17 protein-coding genes, 3 tRNA genes and 3 other RNA genes are annotated in these 20,482 nt (G+C 56.6%); 11 read left to right on the forward strand and 12 right to left on the reverse strand.

The window, feature by feature from the left end:
- The first annotated feature begins 6 nt into the window (after window positions 1-6).
- From DFO57_RS00745 to DFO57_RS00770, 6 genes are all read left to right on the forward strand, one after another.
- Window positions 7-82: transfer RNA gene (locus DFO57_RS00745), tRNA-Lys, on the forward strand.
- A gap of 59 nt (window positions 83-141) precedes the next feature.
- Window positions 142-217 (forward strand) — tRNA-Lys (locus tag DFO57_RS00750).
- 54 nt (window positions 218-271) lie between these two features.
- Window positions 272-347: transfer RNA gene (locus DFO57_RS00755), tRNA-Lys, on the forward strand.
- Window positions 348-392: 45 nt separating this feature from the next.
- A non-coding RNA gene (locus tag DFO57_RS00760) (RtT sRNA) lies at window positions 393-524 on the forward strand.
- 31 nt (window positions 525-555) lie between these two features.
- Window positions 556-687, forward strand: a non-coding RNA gene (locus tag DFO57_RS00765) — RtT sRNA.
- Between the two features lie 44 nt (window positions 688-731).
- Window positions 732-862, forward strand: a non-coding RNA gene (locus DFO57_RS00770) — RtT sRNA.
- A 164-nt stretch (window positions 863-1,026) separates the two neighbouring features.
- Here DFO57_RS00770 and DFO57_RS00775 read toward each other — a convergent pair.
- Window positions 1,027-2,862, reverse strand: a complete 1,836-nt coding sequence (locus tag DFO57_RS00775; RefSeq protein ID WP_064373417.1) for a methyl-accepting chemotaxis protein — start codon at window positions 2,860-2,862, stop codon at window positions 1,027-1,029.
- A 128-nt stretch (window positions 2,863-2,990) separates the two neighbouring features.
- Window positions 2,991-4,433 (reverse strand): AlkA N-terminal domain-containing protein, encoded by a 1,443-nt coding sequence (locus DFO57_RS00780; RefSeq protein ID WP_014593202.1) that lies wholly within the window; start codon window positions 4,431-4,433, stop codon window positions 2,991-2,993.
- A gap of 158 nt (window positions 4,434-4,591) precedes the next feature.
- On the opposite strand from DFO57_RS00780, the gene DFO57_RS00785 reads away from it, so the two are divergent.
- The 3 genes from DFO57_RS00785 to pnuC all read left to right on the forward strand — a co-directional run bounded on the left by DFO57_RS00785 (window position 4,592) and on the right by pnuC (window position 7,041).
- Window positions 4,592-5,098 carry a methylated-DNA--[protein]-cysteine S-methyltransferase gene (locus DFO57_RS00785; protein WP_019106133.1) on the forward strand — a complete coding sequence of 169 codons (507 nt, stop codon included), beginning with the start codon at window positions 4,592-4,594 and terminating at the stop codon, window positions 5,096-5,098.
- Window positions 5,099-5,231: 133 nt separating this feature from the next.
- The gene (gene nadA / locus DFO57_RS00790) at window positions 5,232-6,293 is read left to right on the forward strand and encodes a quinolinate synthase NadA (RefSeq protein WP_014593204.1); all 1,062 of its coding nucleotides are present in this window, start codon (window positions 5,232-5,234) and stop codon (window positions 6,291-6,293) included.
- A 25-nt stretch (window positions 6,294-6,318) separates the two neighbouring features.
- A complete protein-coding gene (gene pnuC / locus DFO57_RS00795; RefSeq protein ID WP_014593205.1) occupies window positions 6,319-7,041 on the forward strand; it encodes a nicotinamide riboside transporter PnuC in 723 nt (240 codons plus the stop codon).
- Here pnuC and zitB read toward each other — a convergent pair.
- From zitB to DFO57_RS00815, 4 genes are all read right to left on the reverse strand, one after another.
- Window positions 7,035-7,991, reverse strand: a complete 957-nt coding sequence (zitB, locus tag DFO57_RS00800; protein ID WP_013025083.1) for a CDF family zinc transporter ZitB — start codon at window positions 7,989-7,991, stop codon at window positions 7,035-7,037. The genes pnuC and zitB overlap by 7 nt on opposite strands.
- Entirely contained in the window at window positions 7,969-11,043 is a 3,075-nt protein-coding gene (locus DFO57_RS00805; protein WP_110014980.1) for a transporter substrate-binding domain-containing protein, read from the reverse strand. The genes zitB and DFO57_RS00805 overlap by 23 nt, the downstream gene beginning before the upstream one ends.
- Window positions 11,025-11,606, reverse strand: a complete 582-nt coding sequence (locus tag DFO57_RS00810) for a response regulator transcription factor (RefSeq protein ID WP_015700728.1) — start codon at window positions 11,604-11,606, stop codon at window positions 11,025-11,027. The genes DFO57_RS00805 and DFO57_RS00810 overlap by 19 nt, the downstream gene beginning before the upstream one ends.
- A 101-nt stretch (window positions 11,607-11,707) precedes the next feature.
- Window positions 11,708-12,061 (reverse strand): YbgS-like family protein, encoded by a 354-nt coding sequence (locus tag DFO57_RS00815; protein WP_013025086.1) that lies wholly within the window; start codon window positions 12,059-12,061, stop codon window positions 11,708-11,710.
- A 293-nt stretch (window positions 12,062-12,354) separates the two neighbouring features.
- Between DFO57_RS00815 and aroG the strand changes: the two genes are divergently transcribed.
- Window positions 12,355-13,407, forward strand: coding sequence for a 3-deoxy-7-phosphoheptulonate synthase AroG (aroG, locus tag DFO57_RS00820; protein WP_041455979.1), 1,053 nt, complete (start codon window positions 12,355-12,357; stop codon window positions 13,405-13,407).
- A gap of 58 nt (window positions 13,408-13,465) precedes the next feature.
- Here the strand turns inward: aroG and gpmA are convergent, their stop codons facing one another.
- The 6 genes from gpmA to modE all read right to left on the reverse strand — a co-directional run bounded on the left by gpmA (window position 13,466) and on the right by modE (window position 20,138).
- A complete protein-coding gene (gene gpmA, locus DFO57_RS00825) occupies window positions 13,466-14,218 on the reverse strand; it encodes a 2,3-diphosphoglycerate-dependent phosphoglycerate mutase (protein ID WP_013025088.1) in 753 nt (250 codons plus the stop codon).
- A gap of 149 nt (window positions 14,219-14,367) precedes the next feature.
- A complete protein-coding gene (gene galM, locus DFO57_RS00830) occupies window positions 14,368-15,402 on the reverse strand; it encodes a galactose-1-epimerase (RefSeq protein ID WP_015700727.1) in 1,035 nt (344 codons plus the stop codon).
- Complete coding sequence (gene galK, locus DFO57_RS00835) at window positions 15,396-16,544, reverse strand: galactokinase (RefSeq protein ID WP_110014981.1); 1,149 nt, start codon at window positions 16,542-16,544, stop codon at window positions 15,396-15,398. The genes galM and galK overlap by 7 nt, the downstream gene beginning before the upstream one ends.
- Window positions 16,541-17,587 carry a galactose-1-phosphate uridylyltransferase gene (gene galT / locus DFO57_RS00840; protein WP_015700725.1) on the reverse strand — a complete coding sequence of 349 codons (1,047 nt, stop codon included), beginning with the start codon at window positions 17,585-17,587 and terminating at the stop codon, window positions 16,541-16,543. The genes galK and galT overlap by 4 nt, the downstream gene beginning before the upstream one ends.
- 220 nt (window positions 17,588-17,807) lie before the next feature.
- Complete coding sequence (modF, locus tag DFO57_RS00845) at window positions 17,808-19,280, reverse strand: molybdate ABC transporter ATP-binding protein ModF (protein ID WP_110014982.1); 1,473 nt, start codon at window positions 19,278-19,280, stop codon at window positions 17,808-17,810.
- Between the two features lie 75 nt (window positions 19,281-19,355).
- Entirely contained in the window at window positions 19,356-20,138 is a 783-nt protein-coding gene (gene modE / locus DFO57_RS00850; protein ID WP_072137890.1) for a molybdenum-dependent transcriptional regulator, read from the reverse strand.
- Window positions 20,139-20,280: 142 nt separating this feature from the next.
- Here modE and DFO57_RS00855 point away from each other — a divergent pair, with 142 nt between their 5' ends.
- A complete protein-coding gene (locus DFO57_RS00855) occupies window positions 20,281-20,436 on the forward strand; it encodes an AcrZ family multidrug efflux pump-associated protein (RefSeq protein ID WP_014606279.1) in 156 nt (51 codons plus the stop codon).
- Window positions 20,437-20,482 lie beyond the last annotated feature (46 nt).

Here is a 20,482-nt window from a genome sequence, read left to right on the forward strand (position 1 = left end):
GAAGATGGGTCGTTAGCTCAGTTGGTAGAGCAGTTGACTTTTAATCAATTGGTCGCAGGTTCGAATCCTGCACGACCCACCATCTCCCGCAGGACGTTGTTCCCCAAGAGAACCTTCAGTATTGCTTCACAACCTTAAGATGGGTCGTTAGCTCAGTTGGTAGAGCAGTTGACTTTTAATCAATTGGTCGCAGGTTCGAATCCTGCACGACCCACCATCTTAACCTCAGGCATTATTGGTGAATGTGTTTGAGCGGTTGTCAGCCCCGAGCGGGTCGTTAGCTCAGTTGGTAGAGCAGTTGACTTTTAATCAATTGGTCGCAGGTTCGAATCCTGCACGACCCACCAATTCAGGAAAAGAGCGCCCTCCGGGCGCTCTTTTCGTTTGTCGCGTCGCGTAGTTAAGCGTGCGGGATGAGAACCTGCAGCAGGTTCGACTGAATCGCGCAACGATTCAGGCTGATGCGTCAGCATCACCCGGAGGGCGAGGCCCGCCGGGCCGAGGCAATCCTGCACGACCCACCAATGTTGAAAGGCGCCCTAAAGGCGCCTTTTTGCTATGCGTAAAACGTGTGGGATGAGAACCTGCAGCAGGTTCGACTGAATCGCGCAGCGATTCAGGCTGATGCGTCAGCATTACCCGGAGGGCGAGGCCCGCCGGGCCGAGGCAATCCTGCACGACCCACCAATTCAGAAAAGAGCGCCCTCCGGGCGCTCTTTTCGTTTGTCGCGCCGCGTAGTTAAACGTGCGGGATGAGAACCTGCAGCAGGTTCGACTGAATCGCGCAGCGATTCAGGCTGATGTGTCAGCATTACCCGGAGGGCGAGGCCCGCCCGCTGAGGCAATCCTGCACGACCCACCCATTCAGAAAAGCACGCCCACCGGGCATTTCGTCAGGCGTGCAGTGCGGTTAAACGTGCGATAAGCGCCCGCCACAGGCCGACTGAATCATCCGCCTCCTTGCTAGCCATCTGCCATAAAAAAAGCGCCCTGTGGGCGCTTGTGTGGCGTGAGGCATCAGCAGGATTAGCGTGCGGCGGTCTGGCCCGGTTCGAGATTGAACTGTTTCAGCAGCGTTTCGAGCCGCAGCGCCTGATCTTCCAGGGCATTGGCGGACAGGGCAGAGGCGGAGACCAGCGAGGCGTTTTGCTGCGTGGTGCTGTCCAGCTCCGATACCGCCCGGGCGATCTGCTCAATACCGCGGCTTTGCTCGTCAGAAGCCGAAGAGATCTCACCCACAATATGATTGACGCGGGAAATGGCATTCACCACCTGTCCCATTCTCTCGCCCGCACGCGCAACGCGGTTATTGCCTTCGGCAATCTGACCAACGGATGCACTGATGAGCTGCTCAATGTCTTTCGCCGCCTGAGCGCTGCGCTGAGACAGATTACGCACTTCGCTGGCGACCACCGCAAATCCGCGCCCCTGTTCGCCCGCCCGCGCCGCTTCAACCGCCGCATTCAGTGCCAGGATATTGGTCTGAAACGCGATGCTGTTAATGACGGCAGTGATCTCGGCAATTTTTTTGGAACTGGCAGAGATGTCGCCCATGGTTTGCACCACTTCACTCACCGCAGCACCGCCTTGTTCAGCCTGCAAAGAGGCTTCCGCCGCTATCTGGCTGGCATGGCGAGCGTTATCCGCGTTGTGCTTCACCGTCACGGTGAGCTGCTCCATGCTGGCAGCAGTCTGCACGACAGCCGCTGCCTGTTGCTCAGTCCGTGAGGAAAGGTTGTGGTTGTCGCTGTTAATACTGCTCGCCGCCTGGGAGACGGTGAAGACGCTGTCGCGGACTTCCTGAATCATCGTCCGCAGGCGGTGATTCATTGCGCCCATTGCACCGGCCAGCTTGCTAAGCTCATCACGGCCGCCCGGTTTGATATCGGCACTTAAATCCCCGCTGGCGATGCGCTCGGCCAGCAGCAGGTTGTTTCGGACAGGGGCGGTGATCTGACGGCTGATCAGCCAGGCGATGAGAATACCCAGTAGAACCGCAATGCTGACCGTCAGCAGCGTCAGATTAATTGAACCGTGGGTCAGGTTGCTGTTTTCCGCTTTCATCTGCTGCAGAAGCATTTTAATGATGGCACTGCTTTTATCACCGTCCGTTTTAACGGCGCTTTCCGCAACGCTGAGTTCGCGAAAGCCTGCCGCGTAACGCTCACTGAGTTGTTTCACGTCAAGCGTTGCGCTCCACAGTGCGTTCAACTGCGTCTGTGCCTCCGGGGGCAACTGCGGTAATAAGGCGGAGAGGCTGGACTGAATCGTCCTGGCTTGTTGTTCAAGCTGCACCTGAAGCGTAGCGGCATTAACCGGGTCGTAGCGCAGTAACTGAAGCTGATCGCGTAGCTGGCTGATGGCGAGAAGCTGCTGGAACAGTACGCTGGCATCGGTCATCTGCGTTTTAATTAACGCTTCGTACAGGGTTGACTGGCTTTGCATGTTGCGCTGCTCGAGCTGTTTACCCGTGGCGGCCAACGTCTGGACTGCCTGGGTCATGGTGGTGATGCTGCTTTGAAAGTGACTGAGTTGACTGGCGATAGCCTGAAGTTCAGCCTGCTGTTCAGGCTGCCATGTGAACTGCTGAGCATCCTGAGTGAGCTGAGAGGCGTGGGCAATGTAATCTGCCATCACTTTGCCGGCTTTTTCATCCCCATAAAGCAGTTTGAGCCGGTTGACTTTGGCCTGAAAGACATCAATGTTGATATCGTAAATCAGGGTGCTTTGTTCATAAACATCACGAATATTTTTAAAGCGTAATACGCTGATACTGCCCGAGCCCACCACTAACAATAAAACGAGTCCAAATCCTAAACTGAGTTTGTGCGCAATTTTTGTATTTTCTAACCGCAACCCCATGACTTCTGCCTCCTGCCCATGTCAACGATGTTAAGCCAAATTGGTTATCGGTTGCACAGGGCAGGAGTTTAGTAAGAACGCGGTTATTTTTTTGATAATGCAGAAATTATGAGCGCGCCGCGTAAGGCTTACAGGCTTTTCCAGATATGCATCACGGCATAGCTGCGCCACGGGCGCCACTGCTGCGAACGAACTTCTGCGGCCTTAGGCGTCAGGCCTCCCAGCTTATTGCGTATAGCAATATCCTCTTTGGGAAAAGCATCAGGCCAGCGCAGTGCGCGCATGGCGATGTAATGCGCGGTCCAGGGGCCAATGCCCGGCAGCGCGACCAGCCGCGTCATAATCTCATCGGGCGTGAGCGTAGCGTTAAAACGCAGGCTGCCCTCAACACAGGCACCTGCAAACGCCAGAATCGCTCTGGCTCGCGCGCTGACAATCCCAAGGCTGGCAATCTCATCGACCGTCGCCTGTGCGATGCGCTGTGGCTGGACAGTATAGCGGGACAGGTCCGGGAATGGCGTCGAGCAGGGCTCACCAAACGCCTGGGCAAAACGGCTGCTGAGGGTGGTCGCTGCTTTCACGGTGACCTGCTGACCCAGAATGGCACGGACGCCCATTTCAACGCTGTCAAACGCGCCAGGCACGCGCAGGCCGGGAGCGTCATGAAGGCTTTGTGCCAGCAGAGGATCCTGCTGCAGGTGAGCCGCAATTCGCTGCGGCTGCGCGTTCAGGTCGAACAGATCGCGCAGGCGGCGCAGGAGTGCAGGTAATACCGGCGTCAGGGACAGCGTGAACTCAACGCGGAGCGCATGCCTGGCCGGGAGCGGTGAAACGCTGACCCAGCCGCGATACTGACCCAGCGCCACGGTTCTGCGGTAGGTTTGGCCCTCAACGGCTTCAATCTCTTTCATCAACCGCAACTGCAGAAAATCCAGCATTGCCTGCCAGTCATAGGGCGGGCGATAGCTGAGCTGTAGTTGCATGGTATCGCCTGGCTGCTGTGTGGGTTGCGGCGCGGTTTTTCGCAAGGCGCCGGGTGTCATGCGATAGCGGGCCTGGAACACGTCATTAAAGCGCCGTAAACTGCCGAAGCCGCTGGCGTAGGCAACATCGGTAACCGGGAGCGTGGTTTCAGTCAGTAGCTGCTTGGCCAGCAACATGCGCCGTGTCTGTTTCAGCTCCAGCGGGGTGACGCCTAACTCCTGCTGCACAATCCGCCGCAGCTGACGGGCACTCATGCCAAACTCGGTGGCGATGTCGTCCAGTCCTGCGTGCTCTTCCAGCAACCCCTCTTCAATGCGCTGCACCAGACGGTCGGCCACTCTGTGGGCATTGTCGACGGGCGCATTACCGGGTGCCAGTTCAGGACGACAGCGCAGGCAGGGGCGAAAACGCGCTTTCTCCGCGGCCTCAGCACTGCTAAAGAACACGCAGTTTTTTTGCATCGGCGGCTTAACCGGACATATCGGACGACAATAAATGCCGGTTGAGGTCACGCCAACAAAAAACACGCCGTCAAAACGCGTATCCCGCGACGTTAACGCCTGGTAAGCCGTATCTGGATCAAACATGGTTGCTCTCCGGCAAATAGCGACAGCGTAGCGCTGGCGGATGAGATTGACTGGCTGTTTTCGGACAGCACATCAGTTTATTGTAATGACCGAAAACAGCCAGTTTGACGCTAAAAAAGTGCGATAATGCCCGACAGAATGATGATGGGAGGAACAGCATGTATTACTGCAAACCTGTGACAACCCCGGTCGGCGAACTCACGCTTATCGCCAGCGATCGCGGTCTGGCGGCCATTTTATGGCAGGACGAAGTGCGCAGACATCCCCGCTTATCGCCGGTAGAACGCGACGATAACCATCCGGTGCTGCGCGAAACCGAAACCCAGCTGCACGAGTATTTCGCGGGGACGCGCCAGCGTTTTACCTTACCGCTGGATTTCGCCGGAACCGACTTTCAGATAAAAGTGTGGCAGGCGCTGCTCACCATTCCCTTTGGCGAAACGCGCAGTTATCGACAAATTGCCGAGGCGATTGGTCATCCTGCCGCGGTGCGCGCGGTGGGCGCGGCGAATGGCCGAAACCCGCTGTCGATTGTGGCGCCCTGTCATCGAGTGATTGGGACGAATGGCAAACTGACCGGCTTTGCGGGCGGGCTGGCGGTCAAAGCCTTCTTACTCAAGCTGGAAGCGCCCCAGCAGGGGCTTGTCGGCCTCTCTTCATCGTAGCGAACAAATAAAACACGACACTCTGCCGCTTTTCCGCTATCGTGTTTAGCATATAAAACACGATGGCAATATTTACGTCCTGTTAAGCCATAACTGGCGATTTTCGTTAATTTTACAGAACGAGAGCGGTGTCATGAGCGCAATCTTTGATCCAGAAAATGCTGTTTATCCTTTTCCGCCGAAGCCTGCCCGGCTGAACGACGAGCAAAAAACCTTTTATCGGGAAAAAATTAAAGCGCTGCTTAAGGCTCGCAATGCCGTGATGGTGGCGCATTACTACACCGATCCTGAGATTCAGGCCCTGGCGGAAGAAACCGGTGGCTGCGTCTCTGACTCGCTCGAAATGGCGCGCTTCGGCAGCCAGCATGCGGCCGGTACGCTGCTGGTGGCCGGCGTCCGGTTTATGGGGGAAACGGCCAAAATCCTCAGCCCGGAAAAAACCGTCCTGATGCCCACGCTTGAAGCCGAATGCTCGCTGGATCTTGGCTGTCCGATTGAGGAATTTAACGCCTTTTGCGATGCCCATCCCGATCGTACAGTCGTGGTTTACGCGAATACCTCGGCGGCGGTGAAAGCGCGCGCCGACTGGGTGGTCACCTCCAGTATCGCGGTGGAATTAATCGAGCATCTGGATAGCCTGGGTGAGAAGATTATCTGGGCACCCGATCGGCATCTGGGGCGCTACGTCAGTCAAAAAAGCGGGGCCGATGTGTTGTGCTGGCAGGGCGCCTGCATCGTCCATGATGAGTTCAAAACCCAGGCACTGCAGCGGATGAAGGCGCTTTATCCGGATGCGGCGGTGCTGGTTCATCCCGAATCGCCCCAGGCGATTGTGGATCTGGCCGATGCGGTAGGCTCGACCAGCCAGCTGATTCAGGCTGCCAAAAGCCTGCCGCATCCGCAGATGATCGTGGCGACCGATCGCGGTATCTTTTACAAGATGCAGCAGGCGGTGCCCGACAAAATATTGCTGGAAGCGCCGACGGCAGGCGAAGGTGCGACCTGCCGAAGCTGTGCGCACTGCCCCTGGATGGCCATGAACGGACTGCAAGCCATTGCCGAGGCGCTGGAGTCAGGTGGGCAGGCACATGAAATTCACGTGGATGCGGCGCTGCGTGAAGCCGCACTGGTACCGCTGAACCGTATGCTATCCTTTGCTGCAAATCTCAAACATAACGTGAAAGGAAACGCGTAACGCGCGTCTTTGACAGGTGGCTGATATGGATTTTTTTAGCACACAAAATATTTTAGTACACATCCCCCTGGGGGCCACGGGCTACGATCTGTCATGGATTGAAGCCATTGGGACACTGGCGGGCCTGCTGTGTATCTGGCTCGCCAGTCTGGAAAAGATCGTCAACTATGCGTTTGGTCTGCTAAACGTCACGTTGTTTGCGGTGATCTTTTTTCAAATTCAGCTTTATGCCAGCCTGCTGTTACAGCTGTTCTTTTTTGCGGCTAACGTTTATGGCTGGTACGCCTGGAGTCGGCAAACGTCTGATCATCAGGCCGAGTTAACTATACGCTGGTTACCGCGCGCAAAAGCCATTGGCTGGGCGGTTGGCTGCGTGATCGCGATTGCGTTTATGACGGTGTATATCGATCCGGTCTTTGCCTTTCTCACTCAAATGGCGGTGAGCCTCATGAATGCGGCGGGCTTTGCCGTGGCGATGCCCACGCTGCAGCCGGATGCGTTTCCCTTCTGGGACGCCTGCCTGATGGTGCTGTCGATTGTGGCCATGGTGCTGATGACGCGTAAGTACGTCGAGAACTGGCTGCTTTGGGTGATTATCAACGTCATCAGCGTGATGATATTTGCCCGTCAGGGGGTTTACGCGATGGCGCTGGAGTACGCTATTTTGACGTTGATTGCGCTCAATGGCTCAAGGATGTGGATAATCAGCGCACGAAAACAGGGTTCTCGTGCGCTGTCTGCTCAGTGATGATGTGCGTGCTCACCGTGCTCGTGATGGTGGTGAGCACCCTCAATCACCGGCGTGTTAAGCGCGCAGTCCGGTCCCACACAGGGCTGAAACTCCATCTGCACCGTCGCGTGTTCAATTTGATAATGGTCGTGCAGATAGGTGTGAATGCGGCGCAGTAAACCATCGTGATCGCGCGGCGGGATCACCTGAACATGCAGCGTTAAAATCGGCTTCTCGCCCACCTGCCAGACATGCACATGATGAACATCGCGCACCTCTGCAATATTACGCTTCAGATCGCGTCTGAGCTTAGTCACATCCAGCGAATCAGGCGCGCCTTCCAGTAGCTCATGAAAACTCTCCCGCAGCAGCGCCCAGGCGTTACGCAGTATCAGCAGTGACACCAGAATCGACAAAATAGGGTCAGCAGGCGTCCAGTTCGTCAACAGAATGATGACCGCCGCGACGATGGCACCTACCGAACCCAGCAGGTCGCCCATCACATGCAAGGCGGCCGCCCGCACGTTGAGGTTCTTCTCTTCACTGCCGTGGTGCAGCAGCCAGAATGAGAGAATATTCGCCAGCAGCCCGCCAATAGCAATGCCCAGCATCAGGCCGCCGGTGATGGGCTGCGGATGGGAGAAGCGTTCAATGGCTTCCCAGACAATCAGGAAGGTAATCAGGATCAGGGCAATAGCGTTAACAAAGGCGGCCAGCGTGGTAAGCCGCAGCAAACCAAAGGTATGACGATCGTTGGGTTTACGTTTGGCAAACTGTACGGCCAGTAATGCCATCAGCAGCGCGGCGGCGTCGGTCAGCATATGACCTGCATCCGCCAGCAGGGCCAGTGAGCCTGAAATCCAGCCGCCAATCACTTCCGCGACCATAAAGAGCGCCGTCACGGCAAAGGCCGCCATCAGGCGCTTACGGTTGGTGTCCTGACCGCTATGAGAGTGGGTGTGTGCCATAAGTATCCAGTTTGAGTAATAACCTGTCGGTCAATGATATCAGCAATTGCCATTCTGCTGAGCTGTCCTGCTGGTGCTTCGCCTTGTCAGACAGCTGCTGACAGAGCCTTGCCCCTTCTTCAATGCCAATCAACAGCCAGCTTCCTTTCATACGGTGTGCTGACTCGGCCAGCTGCGTCGCGTCACCGGCCTGGTGCGCGGCATACAGCTGTGCCCGATCTTTCTCCAGGGTATCACGTAATGTTTTACCCAGTCGGTTAAGAAATTTCTCGTTTTGCTGTGCCAGCTGCCACAGATTGTCCTCCACTGACGCGAGCGGATCGTCGCGGAAGTCTGCCAGTATCTCGCCGATATCCTGAAGCTGAACTGGTTTAATCAGCACGCGCTCGTTCGCAGCCAGCTGCACGTTAAGTAACTGCGCGTCGGCGGAACACAGCACCCGTCGCTGCCTGCCGCCACGCTGTCGTTGCCGACGGCGTAACAGGCGCAGCAGCAGCGTGCCATCAGGACGCGGCATCATCTGATCGATAAACAGCAGGTCGTAAGGGCAGCGCGCATCGGCCAGCAGCAGATCGCGGCCATGCTCAAAACAGTCAGCCTGAACAGCAAAGCGGGCAAGCTGCTGCTCCATTACGATCAGGTTGGTGGGATGATCGTCAACCACCGCCACGCGCAGCCCCGGAAAGCCCGGCAGGGCCGTCGGGTCGCTGTCAGGAACGGGATCACAGGGGATCAGTGGCAGCACGATCGTGACATCCGTGCCTTTGCCGGGTACGGAATGGAGTGCAATATCGCCGCCCATCCGCTGCACCATCTCCCGACAGATAAACAACCCCAGTCCGCTGCCCTGGACCGATACGGCTTTTCCCGACGGTGCCTGGTACCAGGGATCGAACAGTTTACGCTGCTCCTCTGCCGGGATGCCGCTGCCGTTGTCGCTCACGGTTAACTGCAACCTGTCCGTGGCCGACAGCGTCAGGCGAATCAGGCCCTGCCGGGTAAATTTAAACGCGTTGGTGATGAGATTATTCACGACCTGCTGCAGGCGATCGGCATCCATCATAATCGCGTCAGGCAGCGGGGTCAGGGCTTCAACCTGCAGCCGCGGCCCCTCCGGGCGCATCAACGGGTGGTAGAAATGGCGCTGCTGCGCCAGCCAGGGGGCTAGCGCCAGCGGACGGGGCGACAGGGCAAAACTGTTGTTTTCAATTCGCGCATGATCCTGCAGATCGTTAAGCAGCGTCATCAGTGACTGCGCGCTGCGGTGCAGCAGTTGCAGGTTGTCACTGGAACGCTGCTGTTTTTCCAGCTCCAGCAAGCCCAGTATCGCCTGCATGGGCGTGCGCAGTTCGTGACTGACCGTCGCTAAAAACTGGCTTTTCATCGCGTTGGCGCGTTCGGCCTGCTCACGCTGTTGACGGTCACGTCGCTGTTGCCAGTAACGCCGGGCAAGCAGCACCAGCAAAATCACGATGGCGACGCCGCCCGTCAACAATACGGCCACCGGCAGGACACGCATCGCCGCAACGCTGCCAGGTTGCGGTGGCATCGACCAGCGATCGCGCATCTGGTTTTGCGTATCGGCGGGGATCTGTTGCAATGCGCGATCCAGAAGGGAACGCAGCTCGGGCCGATCGGGCGCGATGCCCACCGCGATGGGCCACGCAATATCGCTGGCGGCAAAAGCCAGATGAATCTGCGGATCGTTGCGGCTGGCAATCCGCCAGCGCGCGGACAACACGTTATCCACTAAGGCATCAATCTGCCCGGTTGCCAGCGCATCGTACAGGCTGTTTCGGTCGCTGTAGCGTTGAACCTGCGCGTTCTCAGGAATAAGGCGTTGCGCCAGGTCATTCTGCAGAATTCCGATGCGCTTGCCTGCCAGATCGCTCCAGTGCGACCAGTCAGCTGGCTGGCGGATATAAATGCCCCACAGCGCGCGCCAGACCGGCAGGCTGGTACTTTGCGTTTCGCCGTTAAGCGGTTGCATCAGCTGTAACATCACCTGGTGCTGAGCGATCAGACTGGCGGCCTCCTGAGGGTTACTGACCCAGCGCGGGGTAAAACGTAATCCTGTGCTTTGGGCCACCGCGTTGAGCAGATCAATACCGTAGCCCCGCGCGGTGCCGTTGCTGTCACGGTAACTCCAGGGATAGTTATCCGCTTCAGCGGCGTAGGCCACAACCGGGTGGGCCGTTATCCACTCGCGCTCGCTGGCGCTAAGCATCAGCGTCTGCGTGTCCTGATAGCGGGGAAGACTGCTGCTCCAGCGCGCCTGCAGGGTACTCATCAGCTCGGCGGGAAGCTGGCGCAGACTCTCGTTCAGCCACGCGATAAGCGCCGGATCGCGCGCCACGGCGCGCAGGTTGAGCTGACCGGCATCGATGCCGGAAGCGATTTGGTAGATTTGTCCCTGTTGCAACTGACTCAACAGAAAACCCGCGCTGGTTTCATCCGCCACAACGTAATCGTTCTGCTGATTCAACAACGTATAGAGCGCCTGAAGATCGCTGCCGTAGGTTCGCCACTGATGACGGGCCGCCAGGGCCGGGGGCAGCTGGGCCAGCGTGAGATGACTGATAGCCAACTGAGCATTATGACTATTGAACATCACGGCACGCTGGTTCTGCTGATTGCGATAAATACGCAACGGACTGCTAAACCAGCTGTCGCTGGCGACCGTATTGGCTGGCAGGGGCGGGGCAATCATTCCCAAAGCAAAATCTATCCGGCCGTCCGTTAGTGCGCCTAATAAGTCAGCCTGAGTGGCATAAAGACTGAGCGTGAACTGCGCCCCGGTTAACTGGTGCAGCGCGGCCAGGTAATCGGCATCGATGCCGTAGAGATCGTTACCCACCCGCATTGTCCAGGGCGCATTATTCTCCTCCAGCAGGCCGACCCGCAAGACTTTGCCCTGCATCAGCTCGGCGCCTTTGACCGGCATCATCATGGGCAGACTGATGCTGCTGACCGGGCGCACATCGGCCTGCGCTAGCGTGGTAAACATCAGCAGGAACAGGAGCAGCCAGCGTCTCACTGCTGTGCTTTCCATAAATCAGCCAGCTCAACGACGGAGCGGGTGCCGGTTTTTTCCAGAATATTCTTTTTGTGAGTGCTGACGGTTTTGTTACTGATATGCAGCCGCTCGGCAATTTGCAGATTGGATAAGCCACTGGCCAGCAAAGCCAGTATCTGGCGCTCTTTACTGGTCAACGGCAGTTCCGGCTCGTCAGGACAGTCGGGGAAGGCGACGTGTCCACCGAGTACCGCCAGAATCGCGCTGAGTAACTGCTCCATGCGTTGGCTCTTCACCACATAGCCTGCCGCGCCCAGGGCCTGAGCGCGCCTGACGTAGTGGCTAGTTTGCTGGGCAGAATAAATCAGCACCGGGCAGTCGGGTAAATGGATCTTCAGGCGACGCAGGATCTCCAGCCCATCACCATCGGGCAAGCCGATGTCCAGCACGATGATATCGGGCGGAAGCGAGAGAAAAGCGCGGGCAGACTGTTCGCTGCAGGCGGAATAAAGTTGAAGAGGAATGGGGGATTTAGCCAATGCAGCTTCGAGTGCTACTTCAACCAGTGGATGATCGTCTATCAGAAGCAGTGAGGCCATGAACATTTCCCTGTCAAGTTAACAGGCTCAGCATAGCGGAAGTTGCGGCGGGATAAAATAAAGGAGAGCCAGGCTCTCCTTATCAGCTCAACAGTCAGTGATTACTGCGTGGTGCCGTCAGTTTTGGTATTAACGTGACCGCCACCTTTTTTGGTATGCACTTTTTTATTCATGTCAGGGCATTTGCCATCTTTACACTGCGTGTTCTTGTCAATTTCATCGGCAGTCATGTGTTTGCTGCTGGAGGTGCTGTCTCGGGTTGGAGAAGACATCTCAGTGCCGGTGTTATTAATTTTGCTGTTATCCACTTTGTTCGGTGGCAGATTCTCATTCGCGCCGCCGGCGACTGCGCCTGCTGCTGCGGCCTGGTTAGAGTTTCCGTTGGCAGCCATTGCTGCGCCACTGCCCAGAGTCATTGCTGCCGTCAGAAAAATTATTGCAAACTTATTCATCATTATGCTCCCGTTAATAAATGATATTTGCTGTCTCTAACCGCTGCCAGATAAGGTTCAGAGAAAAAGCGCCCTGAGCGAAATAAAATTTCGCTGGTTAGCTTAAAGACAGGTGTTAATAAAAGTAAGCCACCGTTCCTCAGTGATTACCTTTAAAAGTCTAGACGCATAACCCATTTATGCAAATTTCACGCATACATTATGCGCTCATCAGGAATTTACACCCTGTGCGCTTCGGGCTACATTGGCTGGGTTGTGTCCGGCGGGCGCCGGGCCAGAAATTATATGGAATGAGTATGAATTACCAGAACGATGACTTACGCATCAAAGAGATCAAAGAGCTCCTGCCCCCCGTAGCCTTACTGGAGAAATTTCCTGCCACCGAACGTGCAGCGCAGACCGTGTCTCAGGCTCGCCAGGCCATTCACCAGATTCTGACCGGCCAGGACGATCGCCTGCTGGTGGTCATTGGGCCCTGCTCAATTCACGATACGGAAGCCGCACAAGAGTACGCGGCGCGCCTGTTAACCCTGCGTGAGCAGCTTAAAGGCGAGCTGGAAGTGGTCATGCGCGTTTATTTTGAAAAACCGCGTACCACCGTTGGCTGGAAAGGGCTGATCAACGACCCTTACATGGATGGCTCCTTTCAGCTAAACGACGGCCTGCGCCTGGCGCGTAAGCTGCTGCTGGAGATCAACGATTCCGGCCTGCCTGCCGCTGGCGAATTCCTGGATATGATTACGCCGCAGTACGTGGCGGATTTGATGAGCTGGGGTGCCATCGGTGCCCGTACCACCGAGTCACAGGTTCACCGCGAGCTGGCTTCCGGCCTTTCCTGCCCGGTAGGGTTTAAAAACGGTACGGACGGCACCATTAAAGTGGCGATTGATGCCATCAACGCAGCCGGTTCACCGCACTGTTTCCTGTCGGTGACCAAATACGGTCACTCCGCGATTGTGGAAACCCGCGGTAACGGCGACTGCCACATCATCCTGCGCGGCGGTAAAGAGCCGAACTACAGCGCCAGTCATGTCAGCGCGGTGAAAGCCGGTCTGGAAAAAGCCGGGTTGGCTCAGCAGGTAATGATCGACTTTAGCCATGCTAACAGCAGCAAGCAGTTTCAGAAGCAGATGCAGGTGGCGGACGATGTGGCACAGCAGATGATCAACGGTGAGCGCGGTATTATCGGCGTGATGATTGAAAGCCATCTGGTTGAAGGGAATCAGAGCCTGGAAAGCGGCGAGCCGCTGGTCTATGGCAAGAGCGTCACGGATGCCTGTATTGGCTGGGCCGATACCGAAAAGGTGCTGCGTCAGCTGGCCGATGCGGTTATAAAGCGTCGCAGGTAAGCAGGGCGCAATAAAAAAGGGCCAGACATTGTCTGGCCCTTTTTGCACGGAAGCAAAATTACTTCGCTTTACCCTGATTGGCAACGGCCGCGGCTTTCGCTGCGATCTCGTCAGCATCACCCAGGTAGTAATGTTTGATCGGTTTGAAGTTTTCATCGAACTCGTACACCAGCGGAACGCCGGTCGGGATATTCAGTTCAAGAATCTCTTCTTCGCTCATGTTGTCCAGGTATTTCACCAGCGCACGCAGTGAGTTACCGTGGGCCGCCACGATCACTTTCTCACCACTTTTGATACGTGGCAGAATGGATTCGTTCCAGTAAGGGATCACGCGTTCGATGGTCAGCGCCAGGCTTTCGGTGGTGGGCAGCTGCTCAGGCTTCAGTGAAGCATAACGCGGGTCGTGTCCAGGAAAACGCTCATCGCTGCGGTCCAACTCTGGCGGAGTCACCGCGAAGCCACGACGCCACTGTTTAACCTGCTCGTCGCCGTATTTTGCGGCGGTTTCAGCTTTGTCCAGGCCCTGCAGCGCGCCATAGTGACGTTCGTTCAGACGCCAGGATTTCTCAACGGGCAGCCAGGCCTGATCCAGCTCATCCAGCACATTCCACAGGGTGTGAATGGCGCGTTTCAGCACAGAGGTGTAGGCGAAATCAAACACGAAACCTTCTTTCTTCAGCAGCTGTCCGGCTGCTTTAGCTTCGGTACGGCCCTTGTCAGAAAGGTCTACATCATACCATCCGGTGAAGCGGTTTTCGTTGTTCCACTGGCTTTCGCCGTGTCGCACCAGAACCAGCTTAGTTACAGCCATAGCTTAACTCCTTAATACTTGATGTTTCTGAGATAATGGAAACCTGCTGTCGCCAGCCCGTTGGCTGACCAATTGCGTTCTACCATAGCGGAAAACGGCGCACTGCGTAAGTCTGTCTGTGACGCACTGCGCGTTTTTCACACGGTGGCTCAGCGTGGTGTAAAGCGATAGCGCGTGACGGATTCCCAACGATCTCCCGGTTGCAGCCAGCAATCATCCTGTGGCCACTCGGGATGATTAGGCGAATCCGGTAAAAATTCACTCTCCAGCGCGATCCCCTGAAAAGCAGTATAGCTTTCCTGCTCCCGGGCGCGCGTGCCGGCCAGATAGTTACCGCTGTAGAACTGTAACGCGGGCGCTGACGTGGTCACGCTCAACTGGAGCTTGCCGTCCTCTGACCAGAGTTCAGCGGCAGGCTGGCTGCTATCGCCTGCACTGTTCAGCAGGAAAGCATGGTCATAGCCTTTAACTGCCTTCTGATCGTCATCGGCAAGAAAATCCTGCTCAATGCGTTTGGCCTGACGGAAATCGAAGCTGGTGCCGTCCACGGCCTTCAGTGGGCCGTTGGGAATCCCCTCGCTATCCACGGGCAGGTAACGATCGGCGTGCAGTTGTAACCGATGCTGGCGCGCATCACCATGATGCGCATCAAGATTAAAGTAAGCATGGTTGGTGAGACCGACCGGGCAGGGCTGGTCGCACTGCGCCTGATAGTGAATGGACAGGCAGTTATCGTCATCCAGCACATAGCGTAAATCAGCAATAAGGTTGCCCGGGTAGCCCTGATCGCCATCGGGCGAATCAAGACGATAATGTACTTCCGTTTCTGACTGACTGACAATTTGCCAGCGGCGTTTATCAAACCCTTCTGGGCCGCCGTGTAACTGATGTTCGCCCTGATTGGCGCTCAACGGGCGGCTGATTTTATTCAGTTTCGCGCCGGCAATACGGTTCGCATAACGGCCTACCGTGGCACCCAGATAGGCATCCTGATGCAGATAGTCGGAAGGGGTTGCACAGCCCAGCAGGGCTTCACGCACGTGACCGTCCTGCAGTGGGACCCGCGCCGACAGCCAGGTTGCGCCCCAGTCCATAAAGGTGGCAATCATGCCATTGGCATTACGTAATACGGTGATGCGCCACGGCTGACCGTCCGGCGCATGGGAGTTCACATCGTTTAGCATTGGCCCGCTCCTTCCGATGCTTTGCACACGTAGAAGGTCTCCTTGATGCCCGTTTTGGCTTCATACTGGCTGGCGACGGCGGCCTGAACCCGATCCACCAGATCAAGCGGCATCAGAGCGACAATACAGCCACCGAAGCCACCGCCGGTCATGCGAACACCGCCACGATCGCCGATCTCGGCTTTAACAATCTCGACCAGGGTATCCACCGGCGGCACGGTAATTTCGAAGTCATCACGCATTGAGGCGTGAGATTCCGCCATCAGTTCGCCCATGCGGGCTAAATCGCCGCGAGACAGCGCCTCGGCGGCCTCCAGCGTACGGGCGTTTTCAGTGATGACGTGACGTACGCGTTTGGCAACCTGCGGATCTAACTGAGACTCAGCCGCGTTGAACTCGGCCAGGTCGACATCCCGCAGCGCCTTTTTGTTAAAGAAGCTTGCGCCGGTTTCACACTGCTCACGGCGAACGTTGTATTCGCTTCCCACCAGGCTGCGACGGAAGTTGGAATTGATGATGACCACGGCAATATCGTCCGGCATCGAAACCGGTGTCGTGCCCAGCGTCCGGCAGTCCAGCAGCATGGCATGATCTTTCTGGCCCAGCGCGGAAATCAGCTGATCCATAATGCCGCAGTTACAGCCCACGAACTGGTTTTCTGCTTCCTGACCGTTGACCGCGATGGCGGCGCCGTCCAGTGCCAGGTTAAACAGCTGCTGGAAAACCGTTCCGACCGCCACTTCCAGCGAGGCGGAAGAGCTAAGGCCCGCGCCCTGAGGCACGTTGCCGCTAATCACCATATCGACGCCGCCAAAATCCGGTACGCGTTGCTGAAGGTGCTTGACGACGCCGCGCACATAGTTCGCCCACATGGGTTCTTTTACGCTGGTAATCGGGGCATCCAGTGAAAAGATGTCCTGCGCCTGATCGTAATCCACGGCAACCACGCGTACCTGGCGGTCGTCGCGTTTTGCACAGGCGATAACCGTTTGATAATCAATAGCGCAAGGCAGCACGAAACCGTCGTTGTAATCGGTATGTTCGCCAATCAAATTAACGCGGCCTGGGGCCTGAATCGCGTGGGTTGGCGCATAGCCAAAGGTCTCAGTAAACACCTGCTGCGTGATGGTTTTTAAGCTCATTGTTGTGCCTCACGGAAATGAATATCGCTCACGGAACGCAGGCGTTCGGCTGCCTGTTCTGCGGTTAAATCGCGTTGGGTTTCAGCCAGCATCTCGTAGCCGACCATAAATTTGCGCACCGTTGCGGAACGCAGCAGCGGCGGATAAAAGTGGGCGTGCAGCTGCCAGTGTTCATTGTCTTCACCGTTGAACGGCGCGCCGTGCCAGCCCATGGAGTAGGGGAAAGAGCACTGAAACAGGTTGTCGTAACGGCTGGTCAGGCGCTTGATGGCACAAGCGAGATCGTCACGCTGCGCATCGGTCAAATCGGTCAGGCGCTTAACATGGGTTTTGGGCAGCAGCAGGGTTTCAAACGGCCACGCCGCCCACCAGGGCACCACGGCCAGCCAGTGTTCGGTTTCAACAACGGTGCGGCTGCCATCCTGCTGTTCACGCGCAAGGTAATCCACCAGCATCGGCGAACCCTTTTGGGCAAAGTAGCGGCGCTGCAGATCGTCTTCGCGCTGGGCTTCATTAGGCAGAAAGCTGTTGGCCCACACTTGTCCATGGGGATGAGGATTAGAGCAGCCCATCGCGGCGCCCTTGTTCTCAAAGACCTGCACCCAGGGATAGTGCTGACCCAGTTCAGCCGTCTGTTCTTGCCAGGTGCGGACGACGTCCTGTAAGGCGCTCAGTGACATTTCGGGCAGGGTTTTACTGTGGTCGGGCGAAAAGCAGATGACGCGGCTGGTACCACGCGCGCTTTCGCAACGCATCAACATGTCATCGCTTTCTGGCGCGTCGGGCGTATCCGTCATTAACGCGGCAAAATCATTCGTAAAAACGTAGGTGCCTTGATAATCAGGATTCACATCGCCCGTGATGCGCGTGTTGCCTGCGCACAGGAAACAGTCAGGATCGTGTGACGGCAGCGTATTCACTGCGGGCGTTTCCTGAGCCCCCTGCCAGGGACGTTTGGCACGATGAGGAGAAACCAAAATCCACTGATCGGTCAGGGGATTGTAACGGCGATGAGGATGATCGGCCGGGTTAAATTTTTCCATGTTGCATCCTGGTAAGCGTCAAAATTAAAAAGTCATCAAGAAAAAATAGCACATCGGGTGAGTCAAAAACGTGATCCAGTCTGGATAAGTGGTATCGTTTACACAAGCTGAATATTCTTATTTAAAGGCAGATCCGCACATCGCATCGCTAAAAAACAGGTTTAAATGGTAGCGTTTACATCTGGTGGTCAACAACGCCGCTGGCACGGCGTCAGGGCACTCAAATCCTGTCCTGTTGGTAGCGATAGCCGCCGTCAGGCTGGGCCACAAAATGCAGACGATGGGTAATACACTGGGGCGCGTCCTCAGCATGATGTGAAACGAACAGCAGTTGAGTACGGTCTTCACCAATCAAAATATCGATGAAACGTCTTACCAGCTGGCGGTTGAGTGGATCAAGCCCCTGCAAGGGTTCATCCAGTATCAACAGCGTAGGATGCTTAACCAGCGCCCGGGCGATCAACACCAGCCGTTGCTGGCCCCAGGATAAACCGTGAAAGGGCATATCTCCCATTCTGCTATCCATGCCCAGCAGCGCCAGCCACTGACGCGCCAGCGTCATTTGGCGATCGGAGACGGCCTGATAAAGACCAATCGAGTCAAAAAAGCCGGACAGGATCACGGTCCGGACGTTGACGCTTACGCGGTAATCAAGATGCAGGCTGCTGCTGACATAGCCAATATGCTGTTTGATATCCCAGATGGTTTCGCCGCTGCCACGGCGCCGGCCAAACAGGGTTAAATCGTTGCTGTAGCCCTGGGGATGGTCGCCCGTGACCAGGCTGAGTAATGTGGATTTGCCCGCGCCGTTTGGCCCGAGAATATGCCAGTGCTCCCCGGTATTAACCTGCCAGTCGAGGCCGTCGATAATACGCTGGTCGTTATAGGATACGATGCCGTTACGCAGAAGCACTCGTGGCGCGTCATCTGCCAGCGGCGGTAGCGCATCCGGGACGTCGGCTTCCGGCAGCGCCATACCTGCCAGTTGCTCACTGCGCGCCAGCTGGGCCACCAGCGCCTGCGCCAGAATCTCCTCACGGGGTCCGACATGCGTCAGGCTGCATTCTGCCAGTACGCCGACCCGGTCAACGTAGTCCGGAATATCATCAAAGCGGTTCAGCACCAGCACCAGGGTAAAATCCGCCTGCGGCAACTGGTGCAGCGTGGCGGTCAGATTCGCGCGCGATTCGACATCCAGGCCGTCGAAAGGCTCATCCAGAATCAGCAGGTCGGGCTGCTTCATCAGCGCCTGGCACAGTAATGTTTTGCGCGTTTCACCGGTAGAGAGGTATTTAAAACGGCGGTTAAGCAGGCCGGTGATACCAAACTGCGTGGCCAGCTGCTCGCAGCGCACCCTGTCTTTAACCTCATCCTGAATGATTTCAGCCGTTGTGCGGCCGGTATCATCCTCACCTTCGCTCAGCAGGTCGGTGTTATTCCGTTGCCACTCATCGGCGACCAGCTTCTGCAACTGCTCCAGCGACAGGCGGCTGGGACGTTGAAAATCACAGGTTACCTGACCTGACAGCGGTGCCAGTTCCCCCGAGAGGGCGCGCGCCAGTGAGGATTTACCACTGCCGTTGGCTCCGACAAACGCCCAGCGCTCGCCGGGCTGTAGGTGTACATCGGTCAGCGACAACACTCGCGCATCATTAAGATGAAATATGCCTTGCGAAATATGCAATGAAGCCATGATTCGTTCCATTTTTTGCAGCGTTAACCGTTGTTGTAGCCACTGCTTCGAACGAAGTCAAACCCGAATGATAAATCAACGCAAAGCGGCGACGATGGCGTGGCTGGCGCTAAAGCTGGCGATCACGGCGTGACCCGGTTGCCACTGCCGACGCGCAATTTCCGCGTTTTCCAGCGTGGCACACAGCGTTTCACCGCCCGGCAGGCGCATCAGGACTTCACTGACCTGCTCACCGGTTTCGATAGCGCTTATGGTGGCGGCCAGCTGATTATCCGCCCCGGTTGCATGCGTATGAAGGCTGATCCACGGGGCTTTAATCAGAACCAGCACCTCTTTGCCGGCCTTGAGATGCAGGCGTTCTGCGCTGCGCGTGGTCAGGGCGACGTTGAGCCGGGTTACGCCATCCGAGAGCAGAATGGTCAGGTGCTGCTGGATATGCTGCGCGTCGTTATCCACCACGGTGCCGAACAGTTGATTACGTGCGCTGGTTTGCAATGAAGAGCGGGCGATAGCGGCCAGCAGGCTGTCCAGCGGCAGCGAGTCCTGTTGCAGAGCATCAAAGGCGTGCTGTTGAATCTTTTCCATCAGGCCGAACAGCTGTACCAGACGTTCGCCATAGCGGGTTAACTGCGCGCCACCGCCGCCTTTGCCACCGGTTGCCCGCGTCACCATTTCCTGTTCAGCCAGCTGGTTCATCTCGTTGATGGCATCCCAGGCGCTTTTGTAACTGATGCCCGCCAGCTTCGCGCCCTGGCTAATCGAACCGGTTTGCTGCACGCGCTTTAACAGTTCAATGCGGCGTGGATCGGCAAACAGCTTTTGCTGCAGGCGGATGTGAAGGGTGAGTTCGGCTTGCATGGTGGCTCCTGCAAAGAATGAATCGCGTAATCAGGCAGATGATAACGAGCTTTCAGCCTCAAAGTAAAAGCACGAAAAGGTCTGCGCAAAGTTTTACTAAGCCGTTACAATCTCTTTTTTTAAACGCAAAGTGGGACTCTTCATGCTGGAACTCATCAAAAGCCTCGCCGTGGCAGTGATCATGGTACCTGTGGTAATGGCGATTATGTTAGGCCTGATCTACGGCCTGGGTGAAGTGTTTAACCTCATCTCTAAAACGGGTCGCCGCGACAACAACAACGCCCGCTCACAGAACTAATCCCCACACAACGTCCGCCTCAGTGCGGACGTTGTCCTCGCCCTGA

This window comes from Pantoea sp. AG702 (genome assembly GCF_003182295.1).
Classification (GTDB): Bacteria; Pseudomonadota; Gammaproteobacteria; order Enterobacterales; family Enterobacteriaceae; genus Pantoea; species Pantoea ananatis.